This is a genomic window from Streptomyces sp. FIT100 (assembly GCF_024584805.1).
Taxonomy (GTDB): Bacteria; Actinomycetota; Actinomycetes; order Streptomycetales; family Streptomycetaceae; genus Streptomyces.
The window spans coordinates 4,046,289-4,058,774 of record NZ_CP075715.1; the positions used below are offsets into that span (position 1 = coordinate 4,046,289).

Below are 12,486 nucleotides of genomic sequence, written 5' to 3' on the forward strand. Positions count from 1 at the left end.
CGGGGTGCGGCGGAGTAGCCTCGCGGCCATGCATGCGATCACGATTCCCGAACCAGGTGGTCCCGAGGCGCTGGTGTGGGCGGAGGTGCCCGATGTCGAGCCCGGCGAGGGCGAGGTCCTCGTCGATGTCGTCGCCAGCGCGGTCAACCGTGCGGATCTGCTGCAGCGGCAAGGCTTCTACGACCCGCCGCCCGGGGCTTCCCCCTACCCCGGGCTGGAGTGCTCGGGACGTATCAGTGCGCTCGGCCCCGGTGTCTCCGGATGGAGCGTCGGTGACGAGGTGTGCGCTCTGCTGGCGGGCGGCGGATACGCGGAGAAGGTGGCCGTCCCGGCCGGCCAGCTGCTGCCGGTGCCGCAAGGGGTGGACCTGGTCACAGCGGCGGCGCTGCCTGAAGCGACCTGCACGGTCTGGTCCAACATGTTCATGGTCGCCCATCTGCGGCCGGGCGAGACCCTGCTCGTCCACGGCGGTGCCAGCGGTATCGGGACGATGGCGATCCAGCTCGGGAAAGCGGTGGGCGCGAAGGTGGCGGTCACCGCGGGCGGGCCGGAGAAGCTGGCGCGCTGCGCCGAACTGGGTGCCGACATTCTGATCGACTACCGCGAGCAGGACTTCGTGGAGGAGCTCCGGAATGCGACGGGCGGTGCCGGGGCGGACGTCATCCTCGACATCATCGGGGCCAAGTATCTGGACCGGAACGTACGGGCGTTGGCCGTGAACGGACGCCTCGCGGTGATCGGGCTGCAGGGCGGAGTGAAGGGCGAGCTGAACCTCGGGGCACTGCTGGCCAAGCGGGCCGCGGTCACGGCGACGTCGTTGCGGGGACGTCCGTTGCAGGAGAAGACGGCGATCGTGGCGGCGGTGCTGGAGCATGTGTGGCCGCTGGTCGCGGCCGGGACGGTGCGGGCGGTCGTGGACAGCACCGTGCCGATGCCGGAAGCGGCGGAGGGGCACCGGGCGCTGGATTCAGGGACGCATGTGGGCAAGGTGCTGCTGGTGACGCCGTCGTCCGAGCCCTCGCCTGCGGCGGGCTGAGCCGGCTGATTCGGCCGAGCCCGCCGATTCGGTCCAGCGCCTCGAAGAACCTTGCCTTTAGCACCCCGAAATCCACGATCCCCGCAACTCCCTGAACTCCAGGGTGTTGCGGGGATCAGTAGAACCAGCCAGGGGGACGGGGCCTGTTGGTGCGAGGGAGTCAGAGGTAGGGGCCCGAGCGGATGGCGCCGTGGTGGGAGTCGTCATCGTCGGTGGGGGCGCCGGGCGGGAGAGCGCGGCGCATCTGCTCCAGCTGGGCGCGCGCCGCCATCTGCTGGGCGAACAGCGCCGTCTGGATGCCGTGGAAGAGGCCCTCCAGCCAGCCGACCAACTGGGCCTGCGCGATGCGCAGTTCCGCCTCCGAGGGGATGGCCTCGTCCGTGAAGGGCAGCGAGAGCCGTTCGAGTTCCGCCACGAGTTCCGGAGCGAGCCCGTCCTCGAGCTCCTTCACCGAGCTCGCGTGGATCTCCTTGAGCCTGACCCGGCTCGCCTCGTCCAGAGGTGCCGCCCGCACTTCCTCCAGCAGCTGCTTGATCATGCTGCCGATGCGCATGACCTTCGCAGGCTGTTCGACCATGTCTGTCACCGGGACCTCGCGCGCCTCGTCGTCAGCTTCAACGCCGCCGAGCGCCATCCCGTCCTGCCCCACTACGAGGACATGGGGGCTCTGCGGCGACCGTTCATTCCTCGGCATCTCCATGCCGCCATTCTCTCGCACATGTGCTTTCCCACAGGGTGTGCCCCCGTACGAGGGTGATCCACCCTCGTACGGGGGCCGCATCCGTACAGCTCAGGCCGGATCCCGGCGGGCCAGCGTCCCGCGGGAGCGGGTGACCAGGGCCGCGAGGACCGCCGCGCCCACCGGGACCGCGACGAGCAGCGCCGCCAGGGTCTCCCAGGGGACGACGATCGGGATGTGCGGCGGGCTGTGGAACCCGCCCCAGCCCTCGTCCAGGGCCTTCTCGTACCACTTCAGCTGCTGACGCTCCTGGGTCAGCCGCAGCCCGATCGCGGGCAGCACACCCGCGGCGGAGCCCAGCACCACACCCATCGCGGCCACCACACCGCACTGGAAACCGCTCAGTGTGCGCCGCACCCGGGGCGGGGCGCCCACGGCGGCCAGCGTCTTCAGATCCGCCTCGGCGTCGGCCTGGGCCAGCCCGGTGGCGATTCCGGCCGCGCCGATCGTGATCAGCCCCGCGAAGACGGTCAGCGCCAGCAGCACGATGTTGTTCTCGCTCTTGTAGCCCTCCTCGATGTGGAGCATCGCGTCCGCGCCGGAGCTGTCGAGCTCGGCGTCGAGCTTCTGCCGCTGTTCGGTGGTCGGCGCCTGGTCCGTCATGAAGTACGCGCCGTACGGGACGGTGGTCAGGCCGGCGGACTTGGCCGCCGCCGGGGGCACGATCATGGAGACGCCGTAGGACGTCACGCTTCCGGGAGCCTGGTAGGCGGGGAACGTCCTGACCGGGCCCGGCGCCTCCTTGCCCTGCTCCGCGGCCTTGTCGGCCGCCTTCGTGTCCGCGACCAGCCGGATACCGATCGTGCCGTTCCGGTCGACGTTGCGCTTGTCGAAGGAGACGACCTTGCCGTCCGCCAGGGCCCCGGTGGCCGCGGGGTCGTCGATGGCGAGGGCCTTCAGCAGCTTCGCGTCACCGACGAGTACCCCGAAGTCGGCGTAGATGCCGCCGCTGCCGTCCTGGCAGCGCCAGTCCTTGGACAGGGCCCGGCGCTGGGACAGGCTGAACTTGGCCGCCGGGTCCTCCCCGCCGGGCAGGACGGTCCACAGGGGGCACTGGTTCTGCTTCGGCACGACGACCTCGTAGCGGCCGCAGTCCTCGCTGCCGCTGTAGGCCATCGTGCACTTCTTCTTGCCGACGGCGATCCGGTCCACATCGGCCCGCAGATCGACCGGCAGATACCGCTGCACAGCGGCCCTGGCCTGCGCGACGTCCCGCCCGCCGGGCGCGTCCACGACCAGGGACACCCCGCCGCGCGGAAGCTGTGCCTCGTACTCGGCAGCGCCTTGGGCGTCGCTGCTCGCCGTGTACGTGGCCACGGCGACGCTTCCCGCGACCGCCGCAAGCACCGCGGCGACCGCGGGCGCCGTGCGGCCCCGGTTGCGTACGGCGTCGCGGAGCGCGAGCCGGGGCGAGAGCGGGAGCCAGCGGCCGGTCCGCCCGAAGAAGCCCACCAGCGCGGGCGTCAGGGCGACCACGCCCAGCTCCGCGATGGCACTGCCGCCCGCGACGATGACGAACTGGTCCGAGTACAGGGATCCGTACAGGGCGATCGCCGCGCCGAGCGCCACTGCGATCAGGCCGATCACCGGAAGCACCCGGCTGCTGCGGCGCACGCCCCGGCGGCCCGTGAGCGAGGCCAGGACGGTCTGTCGTGAGGCGGTGACGGCCGGGACGATCGCGGCCAGCAGGCCGGTAACCACGGCCAGCAGCCCGATGCCGAGCAATTCCAGCGGCCGGATGTCGAAACTGCCGAAGCGTGCGCCGATGTACTCCTCGAGCAGCGGACGCAGCGCGAAGGTCAGGACAAGTCCGAGGACCGTGCCCACGACGGCGGCCACGAAGCCGATCACCAGGCCGCCGGCCAGCACGATGGCGCGGATGTGCCGGCGGTCGCCGCCGTTGGCGCCGACGAGCCCGAGCTGGCGACGCGAGCGCCGGGCGCCCACGGCGAAGGCGGGCCCGGCCAGCAGGCAGATCTCCAGCATGGCGAGACCGACGACGGTGCCGACCGCTGCGAGTGCCGCCGCCTTGGCGCCGGCGCTCTCCTCGTAGCCGCCGCCCCAGTGCTCCGAGTGGTACAGCGGAACGTCCGCATCGGCGGGCGGATCGAGCTGAACGGCGCGCGAAAGGACCTTCACGCCCTTGGCGTTGGCCTCCTTGACCATGTTCCACGTGAAACCGCCGGAAACGCTCACCAGATAGCTGGTGCTCTTGCCGGTTCCGGGCAGGTCATCGGCGGCCAGAGCCTTGTCGAGCGGGTCGAGCAGCGCCCCGGGGACGGCGTTGACCTGGTCGGACGTGAGCGCATCGGGCAGCTCGTACGAGCCGACGACGGTGTACTCGCGGTCCATACCGCGCGCCGCGACGGTGGAGCCCACGGTCAGGCCGCTGGCTTCCAGGAAGTGGGTCGTCACCGCGACCTCGTTCGCGCTCTTGGGGAACCGGCCGCTGATGAGCGTCATGATGCCCGCGGCCATCGGGTCGGTGGAGCGCAGCTCACGGATCTCGCTGTTCAGCAGTCCGTGCGCGGTGCGCACCTTCGCCGAACCGGTCGAGTCCGTCAGGTACTTCGTGCCCGACGGAAGGGCCTTGCCGAGGTCCGTCGCGCCTTCGGGCCACGGCTCGTCCTCCTTGAGATCCGTCGCGGGCGTGTAGTCGTAGCTGTCCGGGGACTGGAGGATCGGTGCGCCGCCCATGTGCGGGTCGGACAACCGGGCAGCGGCCGCGCCGAGCGTGCGCTCCAGCTTCTGCTCGGTGGAGAGCTCGGCGCTGCGCACGGTCAGATCGGCGGCGCTCACACCGAGGATCGGCAGGGCGATCATCGCCAGGACCAGGAAGCTGCGGCCCTTGGAGTGCCAGGCATCGCGGCGGGCGATACGTATTGCGGCCCGCCAGGAGTGGTACCACGTCGTCACCGCTCGGCCGCCTGCCCGGTCAGCAGGGAGTCCGCCTCGCTGCGGAAGGTCTGGTCGACGACCGCGCCGTCCCGCAGGAAGACGACCCGGTCGGCCCAGGCCGCGAAGCGCGGCTCATGCGTGACCAGGATGCCCGCCGCGCCCGCGTCGCAGCGGGCGCGCAGCAGGGCGAGTACGGACTCGCCGGTCTCGGAGTCCAGGGCGCCGGTCGGCTCGTCTGCGAGGACCAGACGGCGCTCACCGACGAGGGCGCGGGCGATCGCCACGCGCTGCTGCTGGCCGCCGGACATCTCGTCGGGGAAGCGGTCGGCGAGATGGCTCAGCTCCATCTCCTCCAGTGCGGCAAGGGCCTCGGTGCGCGCCTTGCGGGCGGAGGTGCCGTCGAGTTCGCGTGGCAGGGCGATGTTCTCGGCGGCGGTGAGCGCCGGGATGAGGTTGTAGTCCTGGAAGACGTAGCCGATGCTGCGGCGGCGCAGGGCGGCGAGCGTCTTGCGGTCGGCGGTGGTGATGTCCGTGGTCTCGACGATGACCTGGCCGGAGCTCGGGGTGTCGAGTCCGCCGGCGATGGTGAGCAGCGTGGACTTGCCGGAGCCGGACGGGCCCATGACGGCGACGAGTTCACCGGGGAACACATCGAGGTCGACACCGCGAAGGGCGTGCACTTCGGTGGCGCCGCTGCCGTGGACACGGGTCAGATTGCGTAGTTGCAGCACGGGTCGCTGTGAACGGTGTTGCTGCTGGGGCTGGTCGGACATGGAGGGGTCCCCCTTGGACGTACGCGTACGGCGTACGGCGTACGTGAGCGGATGTGGAGCCGAATGACGTGCGGTCGAATGACGCGCGGTCGAACGGACGTGGTGCGTGCGTGTGAGGGCGGGCAGGGCGGGAAAGAGCCGGAGCTCAGCCCAGCCGCCCCCGGTGGTCGGTCACGGGCCGCGGAGCACGGGCGGGTGGGGGTGCGGGCTCCGGGTCCGGGGACGCCGCTGTGGAGAGCCGGATGAGCCGTGCCTCGCAGTGGTCGAGCCAGCGGGCCTCCGCCTCGGTCTGGAAGATGAGCTGTTCCAGCACGAGCAGCCAGGCGATGTCGTCCCGGTCGGCAGGGGCGGACTCGACGGCCAGGGCCTGGGCTTTGAGCCGCGTGTAGTCCTGCATCGCCCTGACGGTGTGCCGCCGCTGGGACTGGATGACCTCGCGGATGTCGACCGTCGGCGCGCCGACCGCCATGGCGAGCTTGATGGCCAGCTCGTCACGGGCCGGGCTGGTCCGGTCGACGGGCCGCTCGTACCAGGACTTCAGCTCGCCGCGCCCGGCGTCCGTGATGGCGTAGAGCGCGTGCCCGGCTTCGTCCTCCCCGTCCTGTACGACCATGCCGTCGCGCTCCAGTCGGCTGAGGGTCGTGTAGACCTGACCGACGTTGAGCGGCCAGGTGGCTCCCGTGCGGGACTCGAACTCCGTGCGGAGTTGGGAGCCGTAGCGGGGCCCGCGTTCGAGGAGGGCGAGAAGCCCGTGGCGGATCGACATACTCAGTATGTATACCGAGTATGCCGCTGCGGACAACCGACTTGAGACGGACCTCGCGGCTAGGCCGTACGGGGGACGCGAGGACCGGGCAGGCACTCAGGAGGGACTCAGGAGGGAGGAGGGACTCGGCAGGAACTCGGCAGGAACTCGGCAGGAACTCGGCACGGGCCCGCAGGCACCGCACGGGTGCGGTGCTCGGAAGACGCTGCGCGGTCATCGGACCGGCGCTGCGTGGCACTCACGGGCGGCGCAGCCGCAGGCCCATGTAGCCGAGGCCCAGACCCATCAGCGCGCATCCGGCGCCGAGCGTCATGACCGGGATCTGCCGCTCCAGGGGCCGGGAGGCGGCGGGCGGAGCGGCCTTGCCCTCGGTGGCCGGGTCGGTGCGGCCGGTGGTCGAGTCGGGTGCAGGGGACAGCCGCTCCCGCTCCCGTTCCTGCCTCCGTTCCTCCCGTTCTCGTTCCCGTTGCCGTTTCCGCGACGCCTCCTCGGCCTTCTCGGCCTTCTCGTGTGCACGCGCGCTGGCGCGGACCCGGTCGCGTTCGAGCTCGCTCTGACGCAGTCGGTCGCTTTCGCGGGCACGCTCCCCGTCGAGTTCCTGTGGGAGGGAGGGCCTCGTGGTCACGGCGGGGAAGGGCGGGGCGGTACGGCCCGGGCGTTCGAGGCCCTCGCCGGCCAGGCGCCCGGCCAGCGAGGGTGAGGGCGGCACGAGGGAAGGCGTGATCTTCGCGGGGCGTTGGGGGCGGGCGCCGGTCTCGCGCCCCGGGGGCCGGCCCGGCTTCCAGCCGGTGCCCGGCCCGGTCCCCTTGCCGGGGCGCGGTGACGGCGCCGGTTCCCGCACTTCGGTCGCTTTCGACGTCTTGCGGGGAGCGGGCTTCCCGGGTGTCGGTCTCGCGGGCGCAGGTCCGCCCGGCGCGGGCTTCTCGGAGGCGTTGGGCCGGACGGGTACGGGCGTGGGCACCGCGGCGGCCCGGCGGCTCTGTGCGTTCCGGCCGCTTGCATCGTCCTCCGGGGGGACCTCCTGCCGGCCGTCCTCCTCCGGTCCGCGGTCCCACCGGTCCGTGTGCTGCTCACCGCTTCGGCCGTCGTCGCGGTGCCCCCGGAACGTTTCTGCAAAGCTCCAGGCACCCTCGCCGGCCCCGGCCCCGGGCCCCTCGCCGTACGCCCCGCCGACGGGCACGGCCAGCGCCAGGGCCGAGAGGGCCGCGCAGGCCGCGAGGGTCGTCATGCATTGCGTGCCGAGCTTCGGAGCCACGGGGTGACCCCCTCCCGTGCAGAGGCGCCAAGTTGCCGAGATCCAGGAATATCGGACTCAGCGTCACATGCATGAGCAATTCCGGCATCTCATGCGAAGTGTGCCCATGGCGCACTCACGGCAAGCCGGGCACCGGCTGTCGTCCGGCTGTCGTCCTGCCGCTTCGGATCGCCAGGGCGCCTCGTATCACCAGGGCGCATCGGACCGCCGGGGCACCGCGGACCGCCGGGGTACCGCGGGCCGGCTCGGCGCCCCGGGGCGTCCTGCCGCCTCGGATCGCGCCTACTGCCCCGGGTCGCCCGTGGCGACCGTCAGCTCGAACGTCTGACTGCCGGGGATGACCGCGGTCCCCTCGGTCGGGAACTGCTGGATCACCTGGTCCTCGGCGAACTGCGGGTCGTCGACCTTCTTCACGGTGTACTGCCAGCCCGCCGCCTGGAGGCACGACTTGACGGAGATCAGGTCCTTGTAGATGAAGCTCGGGGCCTGGACCTTCTTCGGGTCGTCGCTGTCCTCGTATGCGTCCGTGCACTCCTCGGTGTCCATCTTCCGGTTGCGCTCCGGCGGCTTGTGGCCCGCCACCGCGGACTCGCTCGCCGTCGCGCCGCCGCCGCTGCTGCCGCCGTCCGCATTCGGGTCCTCGCCACCGCCCATGTTCAGAGCAGTGATCAGCCCGCCGATCGCCAGCAGCGCCACCACGACGGAGCCCACGATCACCGGCATGTTCCGGCTGCCGCCACCACCGTTGCCGGTGCCGCCCGCCGGACCGCCGGTGTGGTGCGGCGACATGGTGTACGGCGCGGGGGTCGGCGCCTGGTTCTGGTACGCCGGGGCCGGCGTCGGAATCTGCTGCGGATAGCCGTAGCTCGGGGGCGGCGGAGTGGCCGTACCCGGCCCCTGCGCTGTACCCGGCCCCTGCGCCGCACCCGGGACGGGCGCCGCAGACGGCGGGCCGTACGGACCGGGCTGGTACGGCTGGTGCACGCTCGGCGGCGCCGGAGTCGCCTGGTCCACCGGCGGGAACACCGCCGAACCGACCCCCGCACCGCTGCCCACGGGACCACCGGCCACGATCACCGGCGCGCCCGTCTGCCCCGCACCGGCCACGCGCATGCACTCGTCGCGCATCGCGGCGGCGCTCGGGAAACGCTCGTTGGGGTTCTTCTTCAGGGCCCGCGCGACCAGCGCGTCCATCGCAGGGGTCACCGAGCGGTTGATGGAGGACGGAGCGACCGGCTCCTCCTGCACATGCGCGTAGGCGATCGCGAGCGGCGAGTCCGCGTCGAACGGCAGCCGGCCCGTCAGCAGCTGGAAGAGCATGATGCCGACCGAGTACAGATCGGAGCGTGCGTCGACCCCGCGCCCCAGCGCCTGCTCCGGCGACAGATACTGCGGTGTACCGACCACCATGCCGGTCTGCGTCATCGACGTGACGCCCGACTGCATGGCCCGCGCGATGCCGAAGTCCATGACCTTGACGACGCCGCGCTTCGTCATCATCACGTTGCCGGGCTTGATGTCCCGGTGGACCAGGCCCATCTCGTGGCTGGTCTCCAGCGCCGCCAGCACATCGGCGGTCACCTTGAGCGCCTTGTCCGCAGGCATCGCGCCGTACTGCTGGATGTCCGCGTTCAGCACCGAGCCGAGCGGCTTGCCCTCCACGTACTCCATGACGATGTACGGCATGATGCCGCCGTCCCCCGCGGCGGAGCCGCTGAAGGTCACAGCGTCCTCGCCGGTGTCGAAGACCGACACGATATTGGTGTGGGAGAGCTTGGCGACGGCCTGAGCCTCCCGGCGGAAGCGCTCGCGGAAGGACTGCTCGCGCCCGAGCTCGGTGTGGAGCGTCTTGATGGCGACCTGACGGTCCAGCGCCGCGTCGTACGCCAGATACACCGACGCCATACCGCCTTCGCCCAGCAGGTCGCGCAGCTGGTACCGGCCGCCCGCCACCGAACCGCCCGCGTAGCGGCCCTGCGCCCCGTCCTGGCTCATGTCGTGCTCCCCCGTACGCGCGCCTGGAGGCGGCGATGATCCCGATTTACGGGCCAAGTCTGCCCGAGGTCACGGACACGTCAAGCCGGGTGCCCGTTCCGTGACCGTACGCACAAGAAGCGTCTCGCAAGCGTTACAGGAACCTCATGGAATTTGCATGGGTGCGGCGGCAGCGGGTTTGATGGCCGGTCCATCTCGGACCGGGCCGCCGTGCGGAGCCTGTAGCGTGACGTGGCGAAGCACCAAGACCCGAGTACGACGCACGACGCACGAAGCACGACGTACGAAGCACGATGCACGCACATCGCCCGCGCACCGCGCGCGGCGCGGCAAGACACGACGGCGAGGACTGATGGCACCCGAACCCGAAGCAAGTGGCGGCGGAGTCTCGGAAGCTGCGGACTCCTGGGGCGTCGGCGGGCTCGTCGGTGACGGACGCTACCGGCTGACCCACCGTCTCGGGCGGGGCGGCATGGCCGAGGTGTTCGCGGCGGAGGACGTACGGCTCGGCCGCACCGTCGCCGTCAAGCTGCTCCGCGCCGACCTCGCCGAGGACCCGGTCTCCAAGGCGCGCTTCACGCGCGAGGCTCAGTCGGTCGCCGGGCTCAACCACCACGCCATCGTGGCCGTGTACGACTCCGGCGAGGACGTCGTGAACGGCCAGTCCGTGCCGTACATCGTCATGGAGCTGGTCGAGGGCCGCACCATCCGCGATCTGCTCATCAGCGCGGAGGCACCGCCGCCCGAGCAGGCGCTGATCATCGTCTCCGGGGTTCTCGAGGCGCTCGCGTACTCGCACCAGCACGGCATCGTGCACCGTGACATCAAGCCCGCGAACGTCATCATCACCGACGGCGGCGCGGTGAAGGTGATGGACTTCGGCATCGCCCGCGCACTGCACGGCGCGCAGTCGACGATGACCCAGACCGGCATGGTCATGGGCACGCCGCAGTACCTCTCCCCCGAGCAGGCGCTCGGCAAGGCCGTCGACCACCGCTCCGACCTGTACGCCACGGGCTGCCTGCTCTACGAACTGCTCGCGCTGCGCCCGCCTTTCACCGGCGAGACACCGTTGTCGGTCGTCTACCAGCACGTCCAGGACGCCCCCGTGCCCCCGTCCGAGACATCGGACGTCGCGCCGCCGGAGCTGGACGGGCTCGTCATCCGGGCGCTCGCGAAGGACCCGGACGACCGGTTCCAGAGCGCCGAGGAGATGCGTGGCCTCGTGCAGTACGGGCTGCAGATGCTCCAGCAGCAGGGCAGCCACACGGGTACGTGGAACACCGGCCCGGTCGAGGTGCACGAGGGCGGCCACACCCCGGCGCAGGGGATGACCGCGACGACCGTGATCGGCCACCCGCCCCACGGGGACACCTCCCAGGGCCCGATCCTCCCGCCGCGCAATCCGGACGACGGCGGTTACGGGGCGTACGACGGCGCACGCGGCAACGGCCGCGGCGGGCGGGGCAAGGCGCTGCTCTTCGTCGCGCTCGCGCTGATCGCGATCACGGCGGGCGTGGTCTTCGCGCTCGACCGGGCGAACAACGCCGGAGAGAACCAGAAGCCGCAGCCCCAGATCTCGAGCACCCCGGACACCTCGGACGCGACGTCCCCGACGCCGTCCGAGACGGAGACCGAGGAGAGCGACGAGCCGGAGCAGCCGACGGACGGCGGCAACGAGCAGCCGTGGACGCCGTCCGACACCCCGACCGACCAGGACACGCCGTCCACGCCGCAGAGCCCCACCGACGGGGGGCCGACGGGCTCGCCCTCGACGACGGAGGGGAACACGAGTGAGGGGTCGACGGAGGGCAACACGGACGAAGGGGCGACGGAGGGGGACACGAGTGAGGGGGCCACGGAGGGCGCGACCGAGGGGGTCACGGAGGGCGCGACCGACGGCGGCAACAGCACCGGTACCACCACCACCGGTCAGGACACCGGCGGGACCACGGGTCAGGTCGGCGGCAACACCACCTGAGTCACCCCGCGAACGCCTCGCACACCGCCTCGTACTCCCGCGTCCACCACACCGCCAGGGCCGACGCCGCAGGAAACTGCGGGTCGGCCCTGCGGTCGTGCAGCTGGTAGCGCCAGCGCAGGATCCAGAAGTCGTTGAGCCGCTCCCACCACACGCGGTGGACCGCGGCCGCCAGTTCCGCGCGGTCCGCGCCGGCCGCGCGGCGGTAGGCGCGCGCGTACGCCCGTACCTTCGCCAGCTCCAGCTCGCCCGCAGGCCGGACGAAGAAGATCACCGCGGCCCGTACGGCCTCCTCGGCGCGCGGCTGCACCCCGAGGCGGTCCCAGTCGACGATCGCGGCGGGCTCTGCGCCGCGGTGGTCCCCCCGGTAGAGCAGGTTGAGCGGGTGGAAGTCGCCGTGCACCCAGCCGCTGGCGGTGCCGGGCGGCGGGCGGCGGTGGGCGTGGCGTTCCAGGAGGGTGCGGCGCTCGACGAGGCGGTGCTCGGCGAGGGCGTCGAAGGCGTCGCGGGGGTGGTGGCGGCGCGCCAGGTCCAGCAGGTCGTCGATGAGCGCGAAGGTCTCGTCCGGGTCGGCGCTGTGGTGGGTGCGGGGGTGCGGTTCCGCCTCCATGACCCGCTCAAGGCCCGTGTGCACCAGGCCGAGCAGGGCGCCGAGGCGGCGTGACTCGGCGGTGGTCAGCTGGGCGCCGTCCCGGTGCCGGCCGTCGATCCAGGGGTGCAGCGCGTAGCAGCGGCCGCCGATGACGGCGACGGTGTCGCCGGCCGTGTCCGCTACCGGCGGGGCGACGGGGACGCCGAGGGACTCGAGCCGCTGGGTGGCGCGGTGCTGGCGGACGATGGTGGCCCGGTCGGCGGTCGGGGCGTCGACGTGCTGCTTGAGGAAGTAGGCGCCGCGGGTGGTGGCGAGCCGGTAGCCGCGGTTGAGGAGGCCCTGGGTGACGGGCTCGCAGGAGAGGGGCTCGCCGGGGTCGTCGTAGCGGCGCAGCAGCTCACCCAGCGGCGGGGAGGGGGCCAGAGCATTAGCAGATGAGCGCGGCACCCGC

At 71.9% G+C, this 12,486-nt stretch carries 9 protein-coding genes; 2 read left to right on the top strand and 7 right to left on the bottom strand.

Annotated elements, in window-relative coordinates:
* Positions 1-28 precede the first annotated feature (28 nt).
* A complete protein-coding gene (locus KK483_RS18190) occupies positions 29-1,036 on the top strand; it encodes an NAD(P)H-quinone oxidoreductase (RefSeq protein WP_262006260.1) in 1,008 nt (335 codons plus the stop codon).
* A 160-nt stretch (positions 1,037-1,196) separates the two neighbouring features.
* Here the strand turns inward: KK483_RS18190 and KK483_RS18195 are convergent, their stop codons facing one another.
* The 6 genes from KK483_RS18195 to KK483_RS18220 form a co-directional block, all read right to left on the bottom strand.
* Positions 1,197-1,736 carry a bacterial proteasome activator family protein gene (locus tag KK483_RS18195; protein WP_313879324.1) on the bottom strand — a complete coding sequence of 180 codons (540 nt, stop codon included), beginning with the start codon at positions 1,734-1,736 and terminating at the stop codon, positions 1,197-1,199.
* A 90-nt stretch (positions 1,737-1,826) separates the two neighbouring features.
* Positions 1,827-4,691: an ABC transporter permease gene (locus KK483_RS18200; protein WP_262006261.1), complete on the bottom strand. Its 2,865-nt coding sequence runs from the start codon at positions 4,689-4,691 to the stop codon at positions 1,827-1,829.
* Positions 4,688-5,446, bottom strand: a complete 759-nt coding sequence (locus KK483_RS18205; protein ID WP_262006262.1) for an ABC transporter ATP-binding protein — start codon at positions 5,444-5,446, stop codon at positions 4,688-4,690. Before KK483_RS18205 ends, KK483_RS18200 begins: the two co-directional genes overlap by 4 nt.
* A gap of 145 nt (positions 5,447-5,591) precedes the next feature.
* Complete coding sequence (locus KK483_RS18210; RefSeq protein ID WP_262006263.1) at positions 5,592-6,212, bottom strand: PadR family transcriptional regulator; 621 nt, start codon at positions 6,210-6,212, stop codon at positions 5,592-5,594.
* A gap of 238 nt (positions 6,213-6,450) precedes the next feature.
* The gene (locus tag KK483_RS18215; RefSeq protein WP_262006264.1) at positions 6,451-7,440 is read right to left on the bottom strand and encodes a hypothetical protein; all 990 of its coding nucleotides are present in this window, start codon (positions 7,438-7,440) and stop codon (positions 6,451-6,453) included.
* Between the two features lie 309 nt (positions 7,441-7,749).
* The gene (locus tag KK483_RS18220) at positions 7,750-9,462 is read right to left on the bottom strand and encodes a protein kinase domain-containing protein (protein ID WP_262006265.1); all 1,713 of its coding nucleotides are present in this window, start codon (positions 9,460-9,462) and stop codon (positions 7,750-7,752) included.
* A 352-nt stretch (positions 9,463-9,814) separates the two neighbouring features.
* Here KK483_RS18220 and KK483_RS18225 point away from each other — a divergent pair, with 352 nt between their 5' ends.
* Entirely contained in the window at positions 9,815-11,443 is a 1,629-nt protein-coding gene (locus tag KK483_RS18225; protein WP_262006266.1) for a protein kinase domain-containing protein, read from the top strand.
* A 1-nt stretch (position 11,444) separates the two neighbouring features.
* Here KK483_RS18225 and KK483_RS18230 read toward each other — a convergent pair whose 3' ends face one another.
* Entirely contained in the window at positions 11,445-12,482 is a 1,038-nt protein-coding gene (locus KK483_RS18230; RefSeq protein ID WP_262006267.1) for a phosphotransferase, read from the bottom strand.
* Positions 12,483-12,486: the final 4 nt, after the last annotated feature.